General features: G+C 63.7%; 22 protein-coding genes. 7 read left to right on the top strand and 15 right to left on the bottom strand.

Annotated elements, in window-relative coordinates; genetic code table 11:
- Window positions 1-5: 5 nt before the first annotated feature.
- Window positions 6-233: a hypothetical protein gene (locus OKW26_RS37420; RefSeq protein WP_429356727.1), complete on the bottom strand. Its 228-nt coding sequence runs from the start codon at window positions 231-233 to the stop codon at window positions 6-8.
- 61 nt (window positions 234-294) lie between these two features.
- A complete protein-coding gene (locus OKW26_RS37415) occupies window positions 295-705 on the bottom strand; it encodes a hypothetical protein (RefSeq protein WP_429356726.1) in 411 nt (136 codons plus the stop codon).
- 164 nt (window positions 706-869) lie between these two features.
- Between OKW26_RS37415 and OKW26_RS37410 the strand changes: the two genes are divergently transcribed.
- Complete coding sequence (locus OKW26_RS37410) at window positions 870-1,358, top strand: hypothetical protein (RefSeq protein WP_429356725.1); 489 nt, start codon at window positions 870-872, stop codon at window positions 1,356-1,358.
- A complete protein-coding gene (locus OKW26_RS37405) occupies window positions 1,348-1,926 on the top strand; it encodes a hypothetical protein (protein WP_187611816.1) in 579 nt (192 codons plus the stop codon). The genes OKW26_RS37410 and OKW26_RS37405 overlap by 11 nt, the downstream gene beginning before the upstream one ends.
- 132 nt (window positions 1,927-2,058) lie before the next feature.
- On the opposite strand, the gene waaA is transcribed toward OKW26_RS37405, so the two are convergent.
- The 4 genes from waaA to OKW26_RS37385 all read right to left on the bottom strand — a co-directional run bounded on the left by waaA (window position 2,059) and on the right by OKW26_RS37385 (window position 6,997).
- On the bottom strand, window positions 2,059-3,372 hold the full coding sequence (gene waaA, locus OKW26_RS37400; protein ID WP_429356724.1) for a lipid IV(A) 3-deoxy-D-manno-octulosonic acid transferase: 1,314 nt from the start codon (window positions 3,370-3,372) through the stop codon (window positions 2,059-2,061).
- 88 nt (window positions 3,373-3,460) lie between these two features.
- Window positions 3,461-4,345 carry a Kdo hydroxylase family protein gene (locus tag OKW26_RS37395; RefSeq protein WP_184020906.1) on the bottom strand — a complete coding sequence of 295 codons (885 nt, stop codon included), beginning with the start codon at window positions 4,343-4,345 and terminating at the stop codon, window positions 3,461-3,463.
- An 80-nt stretch (window positions 4,346-4,425) separates the two neighbouring features.
- On the bottom strand, window positions 4,426-5,427 hold the full coding sequence (gene waaC, locus OKW26_RS37390) for a lipopolysaccharide heptosyltransferase I (protein ID WP_429356723.1): 1,002 nt from the start codon (window positions 5,425-5,427) through the stop codon (window positions 4,426-4,428).
- A 175-nt stretch (window positions 5,428-5,602) separates the two neighbouring features.
- The gene (locus tag OKW26_RS37385; RefSeq protein WP_090803354.1) at window positions 5,603-6,997 is read right to left on the bottom strand and encodes a phosphomannomutase/phosphoglucomutase; all 1,395 of its coding nucleotides are present in this window, start codon (window positions 6,995-6,997) and stop codon (window positions 5,603-5,605) included.
- 343 nt (window positions 6,998-7,340) lie between these two features.
- On the opposite strand from OKW26_RS37385, the gene OKW26_RS37380 reads away from it, so the two are divergent.
- The 4 genes from OKW26_RS37380 (at window position 7,341) to galE (ending at window position 11,752) form a co-directional block, all read left to right on the top strand.
- Window positions 7,341-8,603 carry an oligosaccharide flippase family protein gene (locus OKW26_RS37380; RefSeq protein ID WP_429356722.1) on the top strand — a complete coding sequence of 421 codons (1,263 nt, stop codon included), beginning with the start codon at window positions 7,341-7,343 and terminating at the stop codon, window positions 8,601-8,603.
- The gene (locus OKW26_RS37375) at window positions 8,600-9,430 is read left to right on the top strand and encodes a glycosyltransferase (protein ID WP_429356721.1); all 831 of its coding nucleotides are present in this window, start codon (window positions 8,600-8,602) and stop codon (window positions 9,428-9,430) included. Before OKW26_RS37380 ends, OKW26_RS37375 begins: the two co-directional genes overlap by 4 nt.
- Before the next feature lie 137 nt (window positions 9,431-9,567).
- Complete coding sequence (locus tag OKW26_RS37370) at window positions 9,568-10,716, top strand: glycosyltransferase family 4 protein (RefSeq protein ID WP_429356720.1); 1,149 nt, start codon at window positions 9,568-9,570, stop codon at window positions 10,714-10,716.
- Window positions 10,717-10,729: 13 nt separating this feature from the next.
- Entirely contained in the window at window positions 10,730-11,752 is a 1,023-nt protein-coding gene (gene galE, locus OKW26_RS37365; protein ID WP_429356719.1) for a UDP-glucose 4-epimerase GalE, read from the top strand.
- Between the two features lie 125 nt (window positions 11,753-11,877).
- On the opposite strand, the gene OKW26_RS37360 is transcribed toward galE, so the two are convergent.
- Together OKW26_RS37360 and OKW26_RS37355 are read right to left on the bottom strand one after the other, a co-directional pair.
- Complete coding sequence (locus OKW26_RS37360; RefSeq protein WP_429356718.1) at window positions 11,878-13,437, bottom strand: methyl-accepting chemotaxis protein; 1,560 nt, start codon at window positions 13,435-13,437, stop codon at window positions 11,878-11,880.
- A gap of 32 nt (window positions 13,438-13,469) precedes the next feature.
- Window positions 13,470-13,688, bottom strand: a complete 219-nt coding sequence (locus OKW26_RS37355) for a hypothetical protein (RefSeq protein WP_429356717.1) — start codon at window positions 13,686-13,688, stop codon at window positions 13,470-13,472.
- Here OKW26_RS37355 and OKW26_RS37350 point away from each other — a divergent pair.
- The gene (locus OKW26_RS37350; RefSeq protein ID WP_184059737.1) at window positions 13,687-14,787 is read left to right on the top strand and encodes an MraY family glycosyltransferase; all 1,101 of its coding nucleotides are present in this window, start codon (window positions 13,687-13,689) and stop codon (window positions 14,785-14,787) included. The genes OKW26_RS37355 and OKW26_RS37350 overlap by 2 nt on opposite strands.
- 128 nt (window positions 14,788-14,915) lie before the next feature.
- Here OKW26_RS37350 and OKW26_RS37345 read toward each other — a convergent pair whose 3' ends face one another.
- The 7 genes from OKW26_RS37345 to OKW26_RS37315 all read right to left on the bottom strand — a co-directional run bounded on the left by OKW26_RS37345 (window position 14,916) and on the right by OKW26_RS37315 (window position 21,175).
- Window positions 14,916-15,170, bottom strand: coding sequence for a hypothetical protein (locus OKW26_RS37345; protein ID WP_187615954.1), 255 nt, complete (start codon window positions 15,168-15,170; stop codon window positions 14,916-14,918).
- Complete coding sequence (locus OKW26_RS37340; RefSeq protein WP_187615953.1) at window positions 15,151-15,669, bottom strand: DUF2778 domain-containing protein; 519 nt, start codon at window positions 15,667-15,669, stop codon at window positions 15,151-15,153. The genes OKW26_RS37345 and OKW26_RS37340 overlap by 20 nt, the downstream gene beginning before the upstream one ends.
- A 353-nt stretch (window positions 15,670-16,022) precedes the next feature.
- Complete coding sequence (locus OKW26_RS37335) at window positions 16,023-16,280, bottom strand: hypothetical protein (RefSeq protein WP_429356716.1); 258 nt, start codon at window positions 16,278-16,280, stop codon at window positions 16,023-16,025.
- On the bottom strand, window positions 16,261-16,779 hold the full coding sequence (locus OKW26_RS37330; protein WP_429356715.1) for a DUF2778 domain-containing protein: 519 nt from the start codon (window positions 16,777-16,779) through the stop codon (window positions 16,261-16,263). Before OKW26_RS37330 ends, OKW26_RS37335 begins: the two co-directional genes overlap by 20 nt.
- Before the next feature lie 472 nt (window positions 16,780-17,251).
- A complete protein-coding gene (locus tag OKW26_RS37325; protein WP_429335862.1) occupies window positions 17,252-19,132 on the bottom strand; it encodes a polysaccharide biosynthesis protein in 1,881 nt (626 codons plus the stop codon).
- 11 nt (window positions 19,133-19,143) lie between these two features.
- Window positions 19,144-20,166: an MraY family glycosyltransferase gene (locus OKW26_RS37320; RefSeq protein ID WP_429356714.1), complete on the bottom strand. Its 1,023-nt coding sequence runs from the start codon at window positions 20,164-20,166 to the stop codon at window positions 19,144-19,146.
- 49 nt (window positions 20,167-20,215) lie between these two features.
- Window positions 20,216-21,175 carry an NAD-dependent epimerase/dehydratase family protein gene (locus OKW26_RS37315; RefSeq protein ID WP_090803328.1) on the bottom strand — a complete coding sequence of 320 codons (960 nt, stop codon included), beginning with the start codon at window positions 21,173-21,175 and terminating at the stop codon, window positions 20,216-20,218.
- Between the last annotated feature and the right edge of the window lie 542 nt (window positions 21,176-21,717).

The raw sequence follows: 21,717 nt of genomic DNA, 5'->3' as shown, positions 1-21,717 counted from the left end.
ACGCTTCACTCGCCAGGATGGCATTCGCGCAGGACTGCCATCATTTCGGTGCCATCCTTCGATAGATAGCAGCGCACCATCTTTTCGTTGCCGTCGAAGAAAAACTGCTGCAACGCGCCGAACAGGAAGAACGCGCAGCCGCGCTCGAATGGATTGGAAACTTCTTCGCTGAGCGCGCGGGTCCCTGCGCCGAAAACCCAGTTGAGCTGTGGAGCACCCGGCACGGTAGGCACAGGCGTATACCGCCCCGCCTCACCCAGCGCGACGTCGGGCGTATAGCGCGTTTGTTCACCTTCACCTCGGAAAACGCCCCCACTCGAGCGCTTCGTTACGCGCCGCCACGTGGCTCTGCAAATCGCCGAACGTAAGCTTGGCGAGCGTGAATCGATCATTCCGCAACAGCGCCAGCAAACGCTTTGAAGCGTTCGCGAGGTTCAAGATCTGCTCATGATCGGATATCTTCCGACCACCGGCGGTGATGCCGTCGAGCAATGTCTCCACCTCGACGAACGTCGACGGATTCCCTTCGAGTACGCCTGCGTCCCACACGAACTCCGGCAGCATTCGGTGAAAACGGGAACATACACGTTTGACCGGATGGACGGGAACGTCTAGTGGAATCGCGGCGCGATCCCACCGAAAACCCAGTTGGGAGAAAAGTGTCATTGCCAGAGGTGAAAAAGCGATTGGTCCAACCAGCGACATGCTAGCTTTGAAAATTTTGCGACGGATTCAGTGGTACGCTGAGGCTTCAGATGTGAGCGCGAGAACATTTGCTCATATCTCACTGATACGCGCAAATATGTGGACTGTGCTGGCAGACGTTGGCGTGCCGCAGTGCGCGCATGCTGACGATACAAGGACAGACAATGGCTGAACCAAAAACCGAAGATGCAGGCTCTTCTTCCGCCGAATATGTGCAGCGCGTCACAACCTTCCTGCGGGAAGTGAGTGCCTGGTGCAGAGACCATGGTCTAACCGTGGAACGCGACGTCACAACACTCAGTGAAGAGATGATGGCCCAATATGATGCCCCGAGCCTTCACATATCAAAGGACGGAGTGTCAGTGGCCAAGATCCAGCCTGTCGGATCGAAAATCATCGGCGCGCACGGGAGAGTGGATCTAATCGGCCGTGTGACGAGACATGCGTTCCTTTTCTACGTTGGAAAAGGTCCGACGTTTTCGATGCAGACTACCGTTGGTGGAAAAAACACAACCTCGTCGTCGGCACCCATGCTTCCTGGAGTCGACGGAGATGGCTGGTACTGGATCGAGGCCAGAGTACGTCGAGCAAAGCGCGTTGAAGAGAGTCTGTTTCTTGACCTGCTCACGGATGTTTCCGACTATGAATTTTAATAATCCTCTGGATCCAGTCTATAAGGCATTTGCTGTGGCGAACGATTGCTTCAAAGTCGCCACGCGCACGATTCAAATCCAGCACGAAGAACTCATCCGACGCACACAGTTCATTGGGGCAACTCCGGAGGAAGCAAATACCGCCCTTCAAGACGCAGCCAGGCAAGCGGCTGACCTTGCCATTTTGGCGCTATTCGCCACATTTGAGCGGTTCGTCATCGAGCATCTGCAAACGGCCAATCGGCTGCTGGCCGCCGGATATCCGCAGCAGTATTCCGACAAGCTGGCTGAAAAGTTCGAGAATGAAGTCGAATACTGGAAGCTTGGTGAGATTCTCAATCTTTTCAAAGGCGAAGTTGACCCCGATCTCATCGGGCAGGTCAAGCAAATCAAGCAATATCGCGATTCGATTGCACATCAAAACCCAGGCAAACCAACCCCGACGCAAGCCACGCCGGAAACGGCTTTTGATGTCTTAACCAAGATGATTGAGCAAATCCGGCAGACCCACACACCTCCGCAGGAAGAGGAAGCGGTCGACGCCGTAGCGCCGACACAAGCCCAATAAGCGACGAGTCTGTCGCGAAGCAGCAATAACACTCGGACGGTTCATATCACATAAGCAAGCGTTAGCCACAAAGTGCGTGGCGCTTGCGGCTTGAATATTTCGCTCGGCGCGGTCGTCACCGGCGTTCCGGGACTACTCCGGCAACAACGCCGCCAACACATCCACCGTCCTCGCCGTCGCCCCGCGATGCCTCGCCGCAAACGCGGCAGCCGCACCGCCCATCGCGAGCCGCCGCGACTTGTCGCCGAACAGCTCGCGCAGCGCGCGCGCCAGATCGGCCGGGTCCTGCACCTGCACGGCGGCGCCGGCCGCGACCGCATCGGCGGTGGCTTGCGTGAAGTTGAAAACGTGCGGCCCGATCAGCACCGGCACGCCGACCGCGCACGCTTCGATCAGGTTCTGTCCGCCAAGCGGCAACAGACTGCCGCCGATAAACGCAAGATCCGACGCCGCGTAGTAAGCGCCCAACTCGCCCATCGAATCGCCGAGCAGCACGTTCACGTCGCGAGGCAGCGGCGCCACGCCATCGTCAGCGGTGCGCGCCGCCGACGCGACCTTCGCATCGGGCGCCCAACTCGATCGCCGTTCGAGCCGCAACCCCGCTTTCTCGACGAGCGCCGCGACTTCATTGAAGCGCTGCGGATGACGCGGCACCAGAATCAGCAGCGCATCGTCGATGCCGAGCGCCGTGAACGCCTCGAGCACGAGCGCTTCTTCGCCCTCGCGCGTGCTCGCCGCGACCCACACGGGCCGCGTGCCGATCGCCGCGCGCCACGCGTGGCCGCGTGCCGCGAGTTCGGGCGGCGTGCTCATGTCGAACTTCAGATTGCCGAGCACCGCGACATTGCGCGCGCCGAGCGAGGTCAACCGCTCGGCATCGGACGGACTCTGCGCGAGCACGCGCGCGAAGCCGCCGAACACGTCCTTCGTCGCACCGCCGAATTTCGCCGCGCGCTTGAACGAACGTGCCGACATCCGCGCGTTGGTCAGCACGAGCGGCACGTCGGCGCGACGGCACTCGTCGATCAGGGTCGGCCACACCTCGGTTTCCATCACGAGACCGAGCGACGGCCGCCACCCGCGCAAGAAGCGCCGTACCGCATGCGGCATGTCGTACGGTAGATAACTGCGCAACACGCGGTCGCCGAAAATCTCGATGCCGGTCGCGCGGCCGCTCGGCGTCATGTGCGTAAGCAGAATGCGCGCGTCGGGGCGCGCCTTCATCAGCGCATCGATCAGCGGCTGCGCGGCGCGCGTCTCGCCGACCGACACCGCATGCACCCAGATCAACGGCGCGCTGTCCTCCAACAAGCGCCCGCGCGAATAACCGAAGCGCTCGCCGATATGCTCGCGATAACCGCGCTCCTTACGCGAACGGATCAACAGACGCAGCACCGCAAGCGGCGCGATGAGCCACCAGAGCGCGCGATAGATCGCCCTTAGCATCGGCGCCCCGCGTGATTCGGAAAGCGCAGCGCGCTCACGCGCGCGATGCGGGCCGGCATCTGCCCGGCCCTCGAATCGACCGCCGCGCTCAAACCAGCGCCCTGCCCTTCAGGCGCTCGAGAATGCCGAGCGGCGCGCATTCCGGCTGCGCCATCGCCTTCACTGGCAGGAAGAAAGTCTGCTCCAGCATGAACTGGCCGGACATCACCGCATGCGAGGTCTGGTCGGAGAAGCACACCCACACGCTGCCCGGTGGAAACGGCATGGTCTGCTGCGGGCTCGTCTTCTGATAGTCGAGGTCGGCCTTCATGCCGTCGTGCAGACTGAGCATCAGATGATCGTATTCGCTGCGCAGCGATTTGGTCACGTGCAGCAGGTTCAGCAGCCACGCGGAGCCGGGCATCTGCGGCTTGATACGCGGCAGGAAGCGCTGCGCCATGTCCTCGAACGGCTCGCCGACGCGCCATACGCGCGGCACGCCATGGGGATTGACGTTGGTGAACACGCGCAGGATGCGCTCGCCGTAATTCGGCCGCGACGGAAACGCGTCGACGTGCAGACGGCTATCGTCCTTGCGCCACGAGGTTTCGCGAGTCTCGACCTGATGCAGCCGCAGGCTCGTCGGCGCGACCCGCAGCTTGCCGCTGTACTCGGGAAAGAGCCCGTCGACGAGCGTGCGCGCATTCGCCTGATAACGCGCGATCAACGCGCGCACCGCCGATTGCGTGACCGCATCGCCGGCCACGCCATGCAGCGCGCCGCCATTCGGTTCGAGGCTGATGTTCTTGCGGTTCGGATCGGCGAGCGCCGGGTCGAGCAGCGCCTGCTCGCCACCGTCGATCGCGAAGCGCAGGTTCGGGAAGTACAGCACCTTGCCGCGCTCGACGCCGGCGAGCAGCGTCTCTCGAGGCACGGACAGGTTGCAGCCGTGCCAGTCGGCGTTCGCTACTTCGATGATCTGGGTTTCGTTCATGGTCGCCCTTTGGAACGGAGGGTGCGCAAGGCGAAGCGCACCGACAGGATGCAGCAGGTGCTGATGCCGGCCGGCCCGGGTTACAACAGCCCGAAGCCGGCAAGCACCGACTTCACCTGCTGCAGCGTAGGCGGCTGCCCCGCCGCGCCGAGATTGACGACGTTCGGCGACCAGTAGCCGCCGGTGCGCCACGCGGTCGAGAAATTGTACAACTCGACCGTGGGCCGCTTCAGCGCCGCCGCGATATGGACCAGACCTGTGTCAACCCCGACCGTCGCGGCCGCGCCATCGATCAGCCCCACCACCGCCGGCAGCGACAGCTTCGGCGGCACGATCGCGGCCGCGCCGAACTCCTTCGCGAGGCGCTCGCTGGTCGCGCGCTCGGCGTCGCTGCCCCACGGCAGCACGATCGACGCGCCGCGCCGCACCAGCGCCTGCCCGAGTTCGATCCACGCGGCATCGGGCCACTGCTTGTCGGCGCGCGAAGTCGCGTGCACGAACACCACGTACGGCACCGGCAGATTCAGATTCGCCTGCGACAGCGCGAGCGCGGCACGGCCCGTGTCGAGACCGAAGTCGATGTCGTCGGTGGGTTGCGGCGGCGGATCGTTCAGCGCCGCGGCCACCAGTTGACGCGTGCGTTCGACCACGTGCGTGCGCGGCGCGATCGGCACGCGCCGCCCGTAGAAAAAGCGCACCGGCCATTCGTAGCCGGCGCCTTCGGTACGGTTGCCGAGGCCGACGAGCGGTCCGCGCGCCATGTTCGCGAGCCACGCGGTCTTGATGAGGCCCTGGCAGTCGACCACCAGATCGTAGTGCTCGGCGGCGAGCGCGCGGCGAAACGCGCCGATCTCGCGCCAGTTGTCGACGGACAGGATGCGCTTGCGCCAGCGCCGCAGCGACACCGGAATCGCGCGCCGCACGCCGCTCACGAGTTCCACGAGCCCGACGAAGCTTTCCTCGACAAGCCAGTCGATCTGCGCGTCGGGATGACGGCGCCGGATGTCGGCGATCACGGGCATGTTGTGAACGACGTCGCCCAGCGACGACACCCTCACGATCAGTATCTTTTGCGCGCTCAAGAGTGGGAAAACCGGCTATCCGGCTCGAAGATGCGTTGAAAGGACCGCAATTCTAGCGCGCCGTCCATGAAAGACATGAAAAACGCGGCGCGGTAAGGCAACCCGCGCCGCGTTCGGTAGGGGCGACGCTTCGAGCCGTCTTAACGAACTTCGAAGCGCAGCGCCGCATCAGCCGTCAGAACGGCAGTTTCGCATCGGCCTTCTCCGCGAGAATCACGCGGCGGAAGTCGTCCTGGATGCGTTTGAGCGCCGCGTCGTTGTCGGCCTCGAAACGCATCACCACGACCGGCGTCGTGTTCGACGAACGCGCGAGGCCGAAGCCGTCCGGATACTCGACGCGCAGACCGTCGATCTTCACGACGTTGTCCGCGCCGGTGAACTTCGCGTTCTGCTGCATACGCGCGATCAGCTCGAAGTTCTCGCCTTCCTCGAGTTTCAGTTGCAGCTCGGGCGTGGAGTGCGAGTTCGGCAGCGAGTTCAGCAGCTTGCTCGGGTCGGCGACACGCGTGAGGATCTCGAGCAGACGCGCTCCCGTGTACAGGCCGTCGTCGAAACCATACCAGCGGTCCTTGAAGAACACGTGGCCGCTCATTTCGCCAGCCAGCGGCGCGCCGGTTTCCCGCAGCTTCGCCTTCACGAGCGAGTGGCCGGTCTTCCACATCAGCGGCTCGCCGCCCTTGTCCTTGACCCACTTCGCGAGATTGCGCGTGCACTTCACGTCGTAAATGATCTGCGCGCCCTTGTTGCGCGACAGCACTTCTTCGGCGAACAGCATCAGCTGACGGTCCGGGTAGATGATCTGGCCGTCTTTGGTGACGACGCCGAGGCGGTCGCCGTCGCCGTCGAACGCGAAGCCGATTTCCGCATCCGTTTCCTTCAGCGCGCGAATCACGTCTTCGAGGTTCTCCGGGTGCGCCGGGTCCGGGTGGTGATTCGGGAAGTTGCCGTCGACTTCGGTGAACAGTTCGACGAGTTCGCAGCCGAGCTTCCTGAACAGCTTCGGCGCGAGCTCGCCGGCCACGCCGTTGCCGGTATCGACGACGATCTTGATCGGACGCGCGAGCTTCACGTCGCTCGCGATGCGCTCGAGATACGCGTCGGCGATGTCGTACTCGGCGTAGCTGCCGCTGCCGTCGGCGAAGTTCTCGTCGACGATGCGCTGATGCAGCGCGAGAATCTGCTCGCCGTAAATGGCCGCGCCGCGCAGCACCATCTTGAAGCCGTTGTAGTCCGGCGGATTATGGCTACCCGTCACGACGATGCACGAGTCGACGCGGCGCTCGCCGCCCGCCAGTTTCAACGGTACGCTCGCCGCGAAGTAGCCGACCGGCGTGGGCACCATGCCCACGTTCACGACATCGACGCCGGCCGCACGCAGGCCGTCGGACAGCGCCCCGATCAGCTCGGGGCCCGACAGGCGTCCGTCGCGCGCGACCACGACCGCGTCGCCGCCCTGCGCGCGCACTTCGCTGCCGAATGCGCGACCGATGGAACGCGCGGCGTCGGCGTCGAGCGTCTTGCCAATGACGCCACGAATGTCATACGCCTTGAAAATGGATTTGGAGATCATGTTGGCTCACTTGCGTGCAATGGAAAATTTTGACCTGCGCACCGACCTCGACCGGTAACAATCGCCGGTAAAAAACGCGGAAAAAATTCGCGTTAAAAACCACGGTAATACTCACGTTAAAAACACCTGTTACCGCGCCTCGATGCGCCCTTGCCGGAAGCGGTCCGGTTCCAACTTATAATTGCGTTTTTCTGACCAGCCTGAATACCGCCATTCTAATGCTTAGACGCCCTCCATTTGTAAAGTTGCCGTGGCTGCCGGCCGGGCGGGCGAATGCGCATAGCGCCGCATGCATGGCCGTGCGAGGCGGCTTGACCGACGCGCAGCGGCGAGCGGCCAACGGATGCTGACGGTCAAGCGCTTCGCCAATCCCGACGTCACCCGAGCGTTTACGAACATCGTCTGGCTGGGTCTCGAGCGGCTCACGCAGATCGGCGTCGCAATCGTGATCAGCGGCATGCTCGCGCGTTACTTCGGGCCCGAAACGTTCGGCAAATGGCAGTACGCGAATACGCTGCTGCTGGTGCTGTCGCCGATCACCTGGGTCTGCGGCGCGGAAATCCTCGTACCGACCATCGTCAACCGGCCGCCCGGACAACTCGGTACCGTCCTCGGCAGCGCGTTCGCGTTGCGCATCTCCGTCTCGGCCGTTGCGCTGCTGCTTACGTGGCTCGGCATTGCGCTGCACTTCTTCGAACCGCTCGTCGGTGCGATGCTCGCCGGCCTCGCGGTGACGATGCTGTTTCGCGAGCCGTTCGTCGGCGTGATCAACGCGTGGCTGCAAAGCATGACCTACAGCAAGCCGCAATTGCTGACCAGCATGAGCACCGCGGTGATCAAGGCGGCTCTCGTCTATCTGCTGGTGCGCGCGACGGCCGCGCCCGCGCGTTTCGGCTGGCTGTGGGCGCTCGAATCGGCGGCGATCGGCGCGGTGCTGTTGCTCTACTTCATGCGCCGGCATGACGGCAAGCTGGGCTGGCATGTCGAACGTTCGCTCTTCAGGCACTTCGCGAGCGCGGGCACCGTGTTCTGGCTCGGGCTCATCTGTATGTATCTATTTCTGAAACTGGACCGGCTGATGCTCGAGCGCGCGATTTCGTTCGCCGACCTCGGTCGCTACTCGGCCGCCCAGCAGTTGAATGAAAACTGGATCACGCTCGCGCTGATGCTCGCGCAAACCATTGCGCCCGCCTTCGTCTACCGCGTGCAAGGCATCGCGCAACTGCGCCGCAACATGTGGCGGCTCACCGCGCTGAGCGCCGTGCTGATGGTGTGCGGCGCGTTCGTGCTCGATCTGCTCGCGGGCTTCATCATCCGCCGTGTGTTCGGGCCGGACTTCGAAGGCGCGATCGAAATCTTCCGCTGGGCCGTGTGGCTGTCGGTGCCCGCCGGCGTCGAGGCGATCGGCAATCTGGTCGTGCTCAAATATCAGGCCAAGTTCGTGTTGCTCGCCAAGTGGCTGCTCGCGCTCGCCGTCGCGTTCGCGGTCAATCTGCTGGCGATCCCGCGGCTCGGCGCGTATGGCGCGCTCGTCGGCCTCGCGGCCGGCTATGTGGCGGCCGCCTCGGTCAATCTTTATTACATCCGTTTCAAATTGCGCCCATGACGAATTCATCCGCCACCGCGCAAACCACGCTCGACGACGTCGCGGTGCTGATACCCGCCTATAACGGTCAGGCGGACGTCGATTCTACGCTCGCGTCGTTCGAAGAAAGTGCGCTGGTGCACGTACTGATCGTCGATGACGGCAGCACGCCGCCGATCGTCGCGCCCACGCTGCCGAACCTGAAGATCGAAGTGCTGCGCATGGCGCAGAACGGGGGCATCGAGCGTGCGCTGCGAACCGGCGTCGACGCGCTCGCGCAGCGCGGCTTTCGCTATGCGGCGCGCATCGACGCGGGCGATCGCGCGGTGCCACAGCGGCTCGCGAAGCAGCGCGCGTTCATGCAAGCGCATCCGAACGTGGCGGGCCTCGGCATGTGGACCCAGGTCGTCACGCGCGCGGGCGAGCCGCTTTTCATGCTGACGCCGCCGGCCGAGCCGAACGTGATCCGGCGCCAGCGCTTTTTCCGCTCGTGCCTCGCGCATCCGTCGATGATGCTGCGTATCGATGCCGTCCGCACAGTCGGCAACTACCGCGCCGCGTATCGTTCGGCGGAGGACCTCGATCTGTTCGTACGTCTGATGGAACGCTATGACTGCGCGAATCTGCCGGAACTCGGCCTTTTCTATGAGCTGAACGAAGGCGGCATCAGCGCGACGAAACGGCGCCGGCAGATCGGTTCGACGCTGCGTTTGCAGTTGCGCTACTTCAACGTGGCCAATCCTTACGACTGGTTGGGCCTCGCGAAGAATCTGTTGCATCTGATGCTGCCTTATCGCACGTTACAGCGGGTCAAGCGCGCGCTGCTCACGCCGCGCGCGAACCGTTGAGTCGCGCCGCGTGTGAGCGCTGTCGTTGTCGCTGCCGCTGTCGTTGTCGCTTCATTCGCTGAGGTTCGCGCCGCATCGTAGGGCGCTGTCTTCGTATCAATGGTCCACAGTTCATTCAACGCCCGGCATTTCTTCGCATGAAGCCCTCTTTCAAGTCGACGCCCGCGCTACGCATTACACTCGTTTGCAACACGGCCTGGGCAATCTATACCTATCGGCAAGGGCTGATCCGCACGCTGATCGGGCGCGGCGTCGACGTGACGGTGCTCGCGCCGCGCGACCGCACGTTCGAGTTGCTCGCCGCGATGGGCTGCCGTTGCATCGAGCTGCCGATGGCGTCGAAAGGCACGAGTCCGGGCGAAGATCTGCGCACGCTCGTCGCGCTGTATCGGCAGTACAGGACCATCCGTCCGCATGTCGTGTTTCACTACACGATCAAGCCGAACATCTACGGCTCGATCGCGGCGAAGCTGGCTGGCGTGCAGTCGGTGGCGGTCACCACCGGGCTCGGCTACGTGTTCATCCAGCACAGCCGCGCCGCGCAGATCGCCAAAAGGCTGTATCGTTTCGCGTTCCGCTTTCCGCGTGAAGTGTGGTTCCTGAATCGCGACGATCAGGCCGCGTTCATCGACGGCAAGCTGCTCGTGCATCCGGAGCGCGCGCGGCTGTTGCACGGCGAGGGCGTCGATCTCGAGCAGTTCGCGTTCACGCCGCTGCGCGAGCGCGCGGAGTTTCGCTTCGTGCTGATCGGGCGGCTGCTGTGGGACAAAGGCGTCGGCGAATACGTCGAGGCCGCGCGGCAATTGCGCGCGCGCTACCGCCACGCGCGCTTTCAGCTGCTCGGGCCGGTCGGCGTCGACAATCCGAGCGCGATCACGCGCGACGAAGTCGCCGCGTGGGAACAGGAAGGCGTGATCGAATATCTGGGCGAGGCGCACGACGTGCGGCCGTTCATCGCCGATGCCGATTGCGTGGTGCTGCCGTCGTATCGCGAAGGCGTGCCGCGCACGCTGATGGAAGCGTCGGCGATGGGCCGGCCGATCGTCGCGACCGACGTGCCCGGCTGCCGCGAGGTGGTGGCCGACGGCGTCAACGGCTTGTTGTGCGAAGCGCGCAATGCGCAGAGCCTTGCCGCGAGTCTCGCACGCATGCTCGAGATGAGCGGCGCGGAGCGGCGCGCGATGGCGGAACGCGGCCGGCAGAAAGTCGCGACCGAATTCGACGAACGCATGGTCGTCGAAACCTATAAAGACCTGGTGCAAAAAATCACGGGTGTTTTACTTTAATGGGAGCAACAGCATGACCATGAAGGGCACGATTCTGGTAACGGGCGGCGCGGGTTTCATCGGCTCGCACACCTGCGTCGAACTGCTGAACGGCGGCTACGACGTCGCGGTGATCGACAACCTCGTGAACAGCAAGCGCGAAGCGGTGCGGCGCGTCGAGAAAATAACCGGCCGTGCGGTGAGCTTCTACGACGACGACGCGCGCGACGCAGCCGCGCTGCAGCGGATTTTCGATGCGCATCCGATCACCGGCGCGATCCATTTCGCGGCGCTGAAAGCGGTCGGCGAGTCGGTCGCGAAGCCGATCGAGTACTACGCGAACAACGTCGGCAGCCTGCTGACGCTACTCGGCGTGATGCGCGATCGCAACGTCAAGCAGTTCGTGTTCAGTTCGTCGGCAACGGTGTACGGCGTGCCGAAGAGCTCGCCTATCGACGAATCGTTCCCGCTGTCGGCGACCAATCCGTATGGTCAATCGAAGCTGATCGCCGAGCAGATCCTGCGCGATCTCGAAGTGTCGGACCCGTCGTGGCGCATCGCGACGCTGCGCTACTTCAATCCCGTCGGCGCGCATGAAAGTGGCCTGATCGGCGAAGATCCGGCCGGCATTCCGAACAACCTGATGCCGTACGTCGCCCAGGTCGCGGTCGGCAAGCTCGACAAGCTGCGCGTGTTCGGCGGCGACTACGAGACGCCCGACGGCACCGGCGTGCGCGACTACATCCACGTGGTCGATCTCGCGCGCGGGCATCTCGCCGCGCTCGATGCGCTCGTCGAGCGCGATGCGAGCTTCGTCGTCAATCTCGGCACGGGCCAGGGCTATAGCGTGCTCGACGTGGTGCGCTCGTTCGAGAAGGCGTCGGGGCGGCCGGTGCCGTACGAGATCGTCGCGCGCCGCCCGGGCGACGTCGCGCAGTGTTTCGCGGACCCGAGCGCGGCCGAGAAAATCATCGGCTGGCGCGCGCAGTTCGGCATCGAGCGCATGTGCGCGGACCACTGGCGCTGGCAGTCGACGAATCCGCAGGGGTTTGCATAAAGCGCTTCGGCACCAGCGCATCCCGTTAAAAAAATGGCGGCGGCATTCGCGTAGCGCGGATGCCGCCGCCGTTTGCTTTGGCGCTCACCTCGTCAGAACGGTGAGCGCCGTGGCTGCTGAACGCGTTACGCCGTTGCCCCTTCCAGCTGGAACACCGCGACCGCATCACGCAACGCCATCGCATGCTCCTCCAGCGACTTCGCCGCGGCCGCCGCCTGCTCGACGAGCGCCGCGTTGTGCTGCGTGACCTCGTCGATCTGCGACACCGCCTTGTTGACCTGCTCGATGCCATCGCTCTGTTCGAGCGCCGACGCCTCGATCTCGCTCATCACGCCGGTCACGCGCTCGACGGCCTTCAGCGCTTCCTGAATCGTCTTCTGCGCATCCGACACCAGCGAGGCACCCTCCTCGACCTTCGCCGCCGACTCGCCGATCAGCTCCTTGATCTCCTTGGCCGCCGCGCCCGAGCGCTGCGCGAGACTGCGCACTTCCGAGGCGACCACCGCGAAGCCGCGTCCCTGCTCGCCCGCGCGCGCCGCTTCGACGGCCGCGTTCAACGCGAGAATATTGGTCTGAAACGCGATCCCCTCGATCATGCCGATGATCTCCGTGACCTTGCGCGACGACTCGCTGATGCCGTCCATCGTCTCGGTCACGCGCGACACCACCTTGCCGCCGCGCGTGACCGTATCGAGCGCGCCGTGCGCGAGGCGGTTCGCCTGCCTGGCGTTGTCGGCGTTCTGTTTCACGGTCGCCGACAGCTGCTCCATGCTCGCCGCGGTCTGCTGCAGCGCGGCCGCCTGCTGCTCGGTGCGCGCCGACAGATCGGCATTGCCCGACGCGATTTCGTTCGCGCCCTGCGTGATCGCGCTCGTGCTGCCGCGCACCTTGCCGACCGTTTCGACGAGGCCGTCGCGCATCCGCGTCAGCGCGCCGAGTAGCTGGCCCATCTCGTTGCGCGATTTCACCTTGATCGCGCCGCTCAGGTCGCCGGCCGCGATGCGCTCGAAGTGCTTGACCGTCGCGTTGACCGGCTTGATCAGCGCCGACGACAATGCGACGCGCGCGCCCACCGCGATCACGAGCGCGATCACCGCGATCGCGCCGAACAGCACTGTCGCGAGCTGGAAGCGTCGCGCGCCGGTCGCGGCCTGCTGATGCTGATTGTCCATCTGCGCTTTTTCGAGCGCGTCGATCGCTTTCGAGTAGGACGCGTACAGGCTGTTCGCCGTGTCGCCCTGGATGTTGCGGAAGGTGTTGAAGTCGAAGTCGGTCAATGCCTTGAATTCCGGCTCGATCGCCTTGTCGACGAGCGCCGCGCGCGCGTCGCCGACGCTCTGCGCGAGCTTGCGCTCGGCGTCGCTCTCGAACGGGCCGGCCATGTAGTTGCGGAAGTCGTTGTTCGATTCGAGCAGCACCTTGTGCGCGGCCGGCAGCAGATCGTCGGTCTGCTTGCCGACGCTGAACAAGGTCTGATAGGTGCCCAATGCGAGCTGCACCTGCAGAAGCTTCTCGGAACTCGCCTTCAGATGCGACAGCGCGACCGCACTGCGCTGCGTGTCGTCGAGGCTGTCGTTGGCGAGCTTCAGCGCGCCGTAGCCGACAGCGATCACCGTCAGAAGGAAGGCGACGAATACGCTGATCACGAGCGTCAGTCCGCCACGAATTGTGATGTTATTAAGCATTGGGTCTCCGGAACGCCTTTGTTGCGCGCGACTTACACTTCGTCGCATCCAGGTTTACGGTTGCGGCGCGCGAGCGCCGCATAGGGGGAATCCATGAGGAGCGAGCGCTCACGGGTCTGTGCGGGCCACTTCGGTCTCGCTATCTGGGATTTTTTTGCCGGCCTGGATGAAAGCTTCGCGCCCGTGCCGCGCGCCGGCCGCCGCACGTTTCGTTTGTATAATTCCGCGTCTTCGCTCAGGCCCACTTTCATGCTTAGTTTTGCGCTCGGCTTTCTCGTCTCTCTGCTGATCACGCTGTTGATCGTGCGCTATGCGCATCTGCATGAAAAGTTCTCGACCGACACCGATCTGGCCGGCGTCCAGAAATTCCACGTGCGGCCGGTGCCGCGCATCGGCGGGACTGGGATTCTGGTCGGGCTGATCGTCTCCGCGGTGCAATTGCATCGCGCGTATCCGGCCGTATCGGGCAGCATTCTCGGGTTGATCGCGTGCGGCATGCCGGCGTTCGGCTCGGGGCTCGTCGAGGATCTGACCAAGCGCGTGTCGCCGCTCGCACGCCTGATCTGCACGATGGCGGCCGCCGCGCTCGCCTGGTTCTTTCTCGACATCGCGGTCACGCGCATCAGCGTGCCGCCGCTCGACTTTCTGCTGTCATATGCGGCGATCTCGTTCGTGGTCACGGTGCTCGCGGTCGCGGCGCTCGCCAATGCGATCAATATCATCGACGGCTTCAACGGCCTCGCGTCGATGGTCGCGTTCATGATGTTCGCGTCGCTCGCGTATGTGGCGTTCCAGGTGCACGACCCGGTCGTGCTGTCCGCGTCGTTCATGATGATGGGCGCGGTGCTCGGCTTCTTCATCTGGAACTTCCCGGCCGGGCTGATTTTTCTCGGCGACGGCGGTGCTTACTTCATCGGCTTCATGCTCGCCGAGCTGTCGATCCTGCTCGTGATGCGCAATCGCGACGTATCCGCGTGGTATCCAATGCTGCTCTTCATGTACCCGATCTTCGAGACCTGCTTCTCGATCTACCGCAAGAAGTTCATTCGCGGCATGTCGCCGGGCATTCCGGATGGCGTGCATCTGCATATGCTGGTCTACAAGCGGCTGATGCGCTGGGCGGTCGGCGCGCGCACCGCGCGCGAGCTGACGCGCCGCAACTCGCTGACGTCGCCGTATCTGTGGCTGCTGTGCCTGATTGCAGTCGTGCCGGCGACGCTGTTCTGGCGGCACACGCTGCATCTGTTCTGCTTCGTTGTCGTGTTCGCCGCGACGTATGTGTGGCTTTACGTGAGCATCGTGCGGTTCAAGTCGCCGCGGTGGATGGTGGTGAGGAAGGGGAAGCGGTGAGCAGAAACGACAAAGGCTGAAATCGGCTCACTCGGCTCGAAATGTAGCAATAAATCCTCTCTTCACGAGATTCCTCCAAATTCATCAATGCACGGGATAAACAAAAGCCCCGTCGCCGGGGCTTTCGTCTACCTCGTGCGATACCACCGCCATAGCTTCAGGATCGCCACATACGCCAGCGCCGCCACGATCAGTTCGATAGTCACCCACACCCCGATATACAAATCTTCGGGGTCGCGGACACCGAGCCAATCCGAAGCCCCCCACCATGCTCGCGCTTCACCTTCTGTCCACTGATGGGATATCCGGACATAACGAAATGAAAGAAGAAACAACCCGATAAACAGCGCGATCTTGAAGAGCCTACCGACAAGTGTTGCCATATGTGATGACCTCAATTGTTCCGTAAGCGCGAAGCCCCGAAATGCCGGCAGGGATCGTCATGGTGTGCAGGAGTGAGTTGCGGATTCTCAGGAAATCCGTACGGCTCGGCAGGGTAATGCAGCCAAGCGAAACACCCTGACCACCTGCCGGATGCAACCGGAACTGGCCACGCTTGACGCCATTGACCCATGTCCAGTCATCAATCACACCATCGTCACGATATAGCGCGAACCATTCGTTGTGATCGGTTGGCCTCCCATCATAGGCATTAAACGCATCTTTTATCCACGCTAAAGCCCTGGAGCCTACACCGCCAGCGGGACGCGCGACGATCCAGTATTTACCAGCGGGAATTGGCCCTTTGCCCACCACCGCCGTGCAGCCGCCCCGATTGCGATATTGCTGATCACCCGAAAACGCGTCGAATGTGCCGATGCCATTAATGGTGAGCGGTGACAGCGGCGCGTTGTTCACGAGAAATTTGCCGAAGTAAGCCATGTTTCACGCCTCCTGATTGCGCTGGCTGTAGGTCATTCTCCTGCATAGGCTCCTCCCGTTGGTGAACCTTGACCGTAACCGCGCGGGCCGCTGGCGCGCTACAGGTCGATTCCGGATTTGCCGCCTCTTTCGCCTGGAAAAAAACGCGCCTCAAGGGCGCGCAAAACCTTTGCATCACAGAAAAAGAGCCAATAGAGCCGCCACCTCAGCGGGAGTGACATACTGGGTGGCGACGGTTCAATGCTAGGTGTATGTGCCGGGCGCAGGCTTCAGACAACTCCGAAACGCCGAGGCGTGCGCGATGGTCGTCAACTTTCCAAGGCAGAAAAAAGCCCCGTCGCCGAGGCTTTCATCTACGTCGTGCGAAACCACCGCAATAGCTTCATGATCGCCACATACGCCAGCGCCGCCGCGATCAGTTCAATCGTCACCCACACCACGAAATACAAATCTTCGGGATCGCGGACACCAAGCCAACGCGAAGCACCAAACCATGCGCGCGACTCGCTTTCTGTCCACTCATAATGGTACGGACGGACATAGAGCAGAGAGAGATAGCACAGGCCGATAAACAGGGCGACCTTGAACACCCTACGGGCAAGTGTTGCCATAAGTGATGACCTCAATTGTTCCATAGGCGCGCAGGCCCGAACTGCGCGCGGGAATTTTGACGGTGTGCAGCAGCGCGTTGCGGATTCTCATGAAATCGCTATGGCTCGGCAGCGTGATGCAGCCAAGCGAAATCCCGCGTCCGCCTGCCGGATGCAAACGGAACTGCCCGCGTTTGACGCCATTAATCCACGTCAGATCATTAATCGTTCCATCATCACGATACAGCGCGAACCATTCACCGTGATTCGATGGGTGACCCATTGCTGCATTCCACTCATCGTTTGCCCGTGCAAACAGCTGAGAACGGATTCCGCCCGTGGGGCGGTCCACGATCCAGTATTTACCGGCAGGGAGCGGCCCATCATTAGGCACCATCGTGCAGCCGCCCCGATTGCGGTATTGATTGTTGCCTGAATACGCGTTGAACGTGCCGATGCCAAAAATGGTGAGCGGTGATAGGGACTCGTTATTCACGAGAAATTTGCCGGTGTAGGCCATGTGTTACGCCTCCTGATTGCGCTGGCTGTAGGTCATTACGTCCTGCACAGGTTCCTCCCGTTGGTGAACCTTGACCATAACCGCGCGGGCCGCTGGCGCGCTACAGGTCGATTCCGGATTTGCCGCCTCTTGCGCCCGGACAAAAAAAACGCGCCACAGGGGCGCGCAATACCTTTGCATCACAGAAAAAGAGCCAACAGAGCCGCCACCTCAGCGGGAATGACATACCGGGCGGCGACACGGTTCAATGCTAGGTGTATGTGCCGGGCGCAGGCTTCAGACGACTCCGAAAAGCCTGGGCGTGCGCGATGGTCGTCAACTCTCCTGGGCAAAAATAAAAAAGCCCCAGCAGATCTGTAGGGGCTCTTATCGATAAACATCCGACGGCCAATTTCAACGGGCCAACTGACCTGCCTTCGCGGGTACTGATTCAATGCTTCGACTACTCCGATGACTCGCGGCGGCGGAACGCCTACGACACCCGCGTCGCCGGCGCCACACTACGCAGCGTCGTCGCCGTCGCCGGCAGATACTCCGGCACCCAGCGCCGCAGATCGCGCCGCACTTCATCGTCGGCCGGCACGCGATGCTGCATCAGCCACGGCAGCAGATTGTCGATCAGGCTGTCCGGCACCTCGCGCGCCTGTGCGATGCGCAGCTTCGGGTGCGGCGTGCGCGTGGTGGTTTCGTCGTCCGCGAGCAGTTCTTCGTAAAGCTTCTCGCCCGGACGCAAACCCGTGAACACGACGCGAATCTGCTCTTCGGTGAAACCGTACAGGCGGATCAGATCGTGCGCGAGATCGGCGATTCGCACCGGCTTGCCCATGTCGAGAATGAAAATCTCGCCGCCGCGCCCCATGCTCGACGCCTGCAACACGAGTTGCGACGCCTCCGGAATCGTCATGAAGAAACGCGTGATTTCCGGATGCGTGACCGTCACCGGCCCGCCGCGCGCGATCTGCTCCTGGAACTTCGGAATCACGCTGCCCGCGCTGCCGAGCACGTTGCCGAAGCGCACCGTCTCGAACTGCGTGCGCCGCGCGCCCTGCTGCTGCAGCGCCGAGCACGCCATCTCCGCGAGCCGCTTGCTCGCGCCCATCACGTTGGTCGGGTTGACCGCCTTGTCGGTCGAGATCAGCACGAAATGCGCGACATCGTGGCGGATCGCCGCGCGCGCGACGCGGTACGTGCCAAGCACGTTGTTGCGCACCGCCTGCCACGTGTTGACCTCTTCCATCAACGGCACATGCTTGTAGGCCGCCGCATGAAACACGATGTGCGGACAGTAGCGCGCCATCACCTGATCGAGCAGCAGCGAGTCCTTCACGTCGCCGACGATCGGCACCACCGACACTTCCGGATATTTGTCGCGCAGCTCTTCGTTCAGCCGATAGATCGAGAACTCGGAGATGTCGAACGCGACCAGTTGCACCGGACCGAAGCGCAGGATCTGCCGGCATAGCTCCGAGCCGATCGAGCCGCCCGCGCCCGTCACCATCACGACGCGGTTTTTCAGCAACGCGGCGACGTGCTCGGTGTCGATCGTCACCGGGTCACGGCCGAGCAGGTCTTCGAGATCGATCTGCCGCACCCGCGACAGGAACGCCTGACCTTGCGTGAGCGGCGTGAGCGCGGGCAGCGTCATCGCGCGTACGCCGGCGCGCACGCACAGCGTGGCGATGCGCCGATGCGCCTCCACCGACGCCGACGGCACCGCGATGATCACATGCTCGACCTTCAGCTCCGTGCAGATTTTCTGCAGATCGCTGATCGCACCAACCACGCGATAGCCGTAGATTTCACGGCCCTGCTTGATCGGATCGTCGTCGAGCAGACCGACGAGGCGCCATTGGCCCGAGCGCTTCAGCTCGCGCACGAGGTTCGCGCCGGCATTGCCCGCGCCGAGCACGAGCACCGGCTTGCCCTGGCCGACCAGTCCGCCGTAGCGATAGAACTCCTTGGCCGCGCGATACAGCGCGCGTGAGCCGCCCATCGTCAGGAACAGCAGCATCGGCGACACGATCAGCACCGAGCGCGGCACGACCGGCGCCGGCTGCAACAGCGCCGAGCCGATCACGACGACCAGCGCGCCGACGCCGATCGCTTTCGCGATCCGCACGAGATCGGGCAGGCTCGCGAACACCCACATGCCGCGATAGAGGCCGTAGCTGCGGAACATCACCGCGTAGATCAGCAGCACCCACACGAGCGCATGCAGCCCGCTCGACCAGAACGGCGCGGGCACCGGTCCGTTGAACCGGATCACATAGGCCAGCAGCCAGGCCATTGCCACCGCGCACAGGTCGAACGCAAACGCACTGAACGAAAGCCATCTGGCTTTGAAGCTTTTCATTGCGCAGAACCTCAGATTGGCCCGGAACGGGACACATGGCGCCGCCAGCGGCGATCAATACACAGCCCCGCGATGACCAGCACGGCAGCCCATGCGACGACAACCAGCCATTGATACAGAAGAGCGAATTGTAGCGCCCAGATAGCAAGCATTATGCCCACCGCCATGAACAAATACCAAATCCACGCGGTCGATGCGTGCCCGAAACCCGACTGCACCAGTCTTTGATAGTAGTGTTCACGATGCGCCTGCCAAAATTTTTCACCGCGCAGCAGGCGCTTGAGCAGCGTGACCGACGCATCGCCGATGAACGGCGCGAAGCACAGCGCCGGAAACCACACCGGCCATACACCCTCGCGCCACCCCCAATAGCCGAGCGCGCCGGCCAGAAAGCCGAGCGGGATCGAGCCGGCGTCACCGAGAAAGATGCGCGCTGGGTGAAAGTTGAACAGCAGAAAGCCTGCGGCCGCGCCTGTGACGATCAGGCTCGCCGTCGCGAGCGCCGGGTCCGCGTGCGACGACAGCGAGGCGGCCACCGCATAGCCGCCGAAGCCGAACAGCGCCATGCCGCCCGCGAGGCCGTCCGAGCCGTCCATGAAGTTGTAGAGATTGACGAGCCACACGAGTAGAACCGCCATGCACGCGAGCGCCCACCACGGCACGTCGGCCGGATAGACGGCGATCAGTGCCGCCACCGCCGCCGCATGACCGCCGAAGCGCACGCGTGCGGGCAGGCCACGTCGATCGTCGAGCTGCGATAGCGCCGCGAGCAGCGCCGCGGCAAGCGCGGGCAGCCACAGCGACGGCGCCGCCAGCGCGATCAGCAGCACCGCGACCGGCACGATGCCCCAGCCGCCGACGCGCGGCGTCGGGCGCGTGTGCAGCGAGCGGTCGTTGGGAACGTCGGTGGCGAGCCGCCACGCGAGGCCGGTGCGCAGCAGCGTCCACAGAATCGCCGCGCAGGCGGCGAGCGCGGCGACGCCCCACGGCAGTAGAGAGACGACGGAAGAGGCGGAGTGTGCAGCGAGCGGCATCGATAGCGTTAGCGGTTCAGGTCGGAGTCAAGGCGGGTTCAACCCGTGGTCAATGCGTTGAGCGATACCACGCCGCGGTTTCGAGCAGCCCATGCTCGACCGTATGCGGCGCAGACCAGTTCAGACATTCGCGGATATGCGAACTGTCGACGCGCAGCTCGCCGGTCAATCGATCGATCTGCGCCGAGCGGCCGGTCAGGCGACCCGCGAGACGCAGCAGGCTGGCAGGCACCGGCACGAGCCGCGCGGGCACGTGAAGCTGCGTGGCCAGCAGACGCGCGAGTTCCGGCACGCTGAGGTCGCGGCCGTCGGTCACATGGAAGGTTTCGCCAGCCGCGCGCGGATCGGTCGCGCAATGCACGAGCGCGTCCGCGAGGTTATCGACGAACACGAGGCTGCGCAGCGCGCTGAGCGCGCCGAGCGGCAACGGAATGCCTCTCGCGACCGCGTTCATCAGCTGCAGGAAGTTCGCGCGCACGCGCGGCCCGTAGACCAGCGGCGGCCGCACCACGACGACTTCGAGACCCGTCGAGCGGCCGTAGTCGAACAGCGCGCGCTCGGCTTCCAGTTTCGAGATGCCATACGCATCGGACGGCGCGGGCTGATCCGTTTCAGCGATCGGCCGGCCGCTGCTCGCCTCGCCCATCGCCTTGATGCTGCTGACGAACACGAAGCGCCTCGCGCCCGCGCGCCGCGCCGCGGCCGCGACGCGCAAGCTGCCCTCGACATTGGTCGCGCGATAGGCGGCGAGCGGCTCGGTCAGGGTCTCCCGCATCACGTGCACGCGCGACGCCAGATGGATCACCGCATCGCAAGTGAGCGCGACCGGCCAGCGCTGGTCGATGCCCGCGAAGTCTTCGGTATCGAGCAGCCATTCGCGCACGCCCTCGGCGGCCGTCTGCGGCCGGCGCACCACGCCAGTCACGCGATCGCCCCTCCGCAGCAACGCGCGGGACACCGCCTGGCCGACGAAGCCGTTGGCGCCGGTGACGAGGATCTGCAGACTCATCGCAATGCTCCGTCATGCACTTCGCGGCGCACGATTACGCCCACGCCATGCCGCGCGACCCACGCAAACAGACGATCGCCGTCAGGACTCGACGCGGCCGCAAACGGCGGGAAAGGCGGATCAGACACGCTACAATCTGGCATCGGCGGTGCTTTCTCAGGAAGTCTGGCTGGGAACGTATTGTATTCGGGCGACACCCGTCGCGGCCTGCGAGTCGTCAGGGATGGCATCGCGCCACCTGGGCGCTAGAATGTCTGCGCTGCCGCGACCACGCCGGCAGCCCCAACACGCGGCACGAGCCTCGGGCCGTGATAATAAAACGGACCTGCGCCTGCTGGCGCGTCGTTCGTACACTTCGTAACAACTCAAACATATTCGCGCATGTGGAATTCGTGGTATCGATCCGACGTGCTCGACAACAGCACACGCCGGCCTGCTCGCTGGCCGTGCGCTCAGGCCCCGGCCCGCGCATCGGCAAGTCCGCGCCTGAAGGCCGCGCAAGCGCGCGGCGAGCATCCACGTGAATGCCCCGAAACCTGCCG

This window comes from Paraburkholderia sp. 32, from assembly GCF_050435345.1.
In the GTDB taxonomy this organism is placed as follows: domain Bacteria; phylum Pseudomonadota; class Gammaproteobacteria; order Burkholderiales; family Burkholderiaceae; genus Paraburkholderia; species Paraburkholderia tuberum.
This window is presented reverse-complemented; position numbering and strand designations above follow the sequence as displayed.

Coding starts and splice junctions, on each gene's coding strand:
- OKW26_RS37415 (WP_429356726.1), bottom strand. CDS start 705: ATGTCGCTGGTTGGACCAATCGCTTTTTCACCTCTGGCAATGACACTT.
- OKW26_RS37410 (WP_429356725.1), top strand. CDS start 870: ATGGCTGAACCAAAAACCGAAGATGCAGGCTCTTCTTCCGCCGAATAT.
- OKW26_RS37405 (WP_187611816.1), top strand. CDS start 1,348: ATGAATTTTAATAATCCTCTGGATCCAGTCTATAAGGCATTTGCTGTG.
- waaA (WP_429356724.1), bottom strand. CDS start 3,372: ATGCTAAGGGCGATCTATCGCGCGCTCTGGTGGCTCATCGCGCCGCTT.
- OKW26_RS37395 (WP_184020906.1), bottom strand. CDS start 4,345: ATGAACGAAACCCAGATCATCGAAGTAGCGAACGCCGACTGGCACGGC.
- OKW26_RS37385 (WP_090803354.1), bottom strand. CDS start 6,997: ATGATCTCCAAATCCATTTTCAAGGCGTATGACATTCGTGGCGTCATT.
- OKW26_RS37380 (WP_429356722.1), top strand. CDS start 7,341: ATGCTGACGGTCAAGCGCTTCGCCAATCCCGACGTCACCCGAGCGTTT.
- OKW26_RS37375 (WP_429356721.1), top strand. CDS start 8,600: ATGACGAATTCATCCGCCACCGCGCAAACCACGCTCGACGACGTCGCG.
- OKW26_RS37370 (WP_429356720.1), top strand. CDS start 9,568: ATGAAGCCCTCTTTCAAGTCGACGCCCGCGCTACGCATTACACTCGTT.
- galE (WP_429356719.1), top strand. CDS start 10,730: ATGACCATGAAGGGCACGATTCTGGTAACGGGCGGCGCGGGTTTCATC.
- OKW26_RS37360 (WP_429356718.1), bottom strand. CDS start 13,437: ATGCTTAATAACATCACAATTCGTGGCGGACTGACGCTCGTGATCAGC.
- OKW26_RS37350 (WP_184059737.1), top strand. CDS start 13,687: ATGCTTAGTTTTGCGCTCGGCTTTCTCGTCTCTCTGCTGATCACGCTG.
- OKW26_RS37355 (WP_429356717.1), bottom strand. CDS start 13,688: ATGAAAGTGGGCCTGAGCGAAGACGCGGAATTATACAAACGAAACGTG.
- OKW26_RS37345 (WP_187615954.1), bottom strand. CDS start 15,170: ATGGCAACACTTGTCGGTAGGCTCTTCAAGATCGCGCTGTTTATCGGG.
- OKW26_RS37340 (WP_187615953.1), bottom strand. CDS start 15,669: ATGGCTTACTTCGGCAAATTTCTCGTGAACAACGCGCCGCTGTCACCG.
- OKW26_RS37335 (WP_429356716.1), bottom strand. CDS start 16,280: ATGGCAACACTTGCCCGTAGGGTGTTCAAGGTCGCCCTGTTTATCGGC.
- OKW26_RS37330 (WP_429356715.1), bottom strand. CDS start 16,779: ATGGCCTACACCGGCAAATTTCTCGTGAATAACGAGTCCCTATCACCG.
- OKW26_RS37325 (WP_429335862.1), bottom strand. CDS start 19,132: ATGAAAAGCTTCAAAGCCAGATGGCTTTCGTTCAGTGCGTTTGCGTTC.
- OKW26_RS37320 (WP_429356714.1), bottom strand. CDS start 20,166: ATGCCGCTCGCTGCACACTCCGCCTCTTCCGTCGTCTCTCTACTGCCG.
- OKW26_RS37315 (WP_090803328.1), bottom strand. CDS start 21,175: ATGAGTCTGCAGATCCTCGTCACCGGCGCCAACGGCTTCGTCGGCCAG.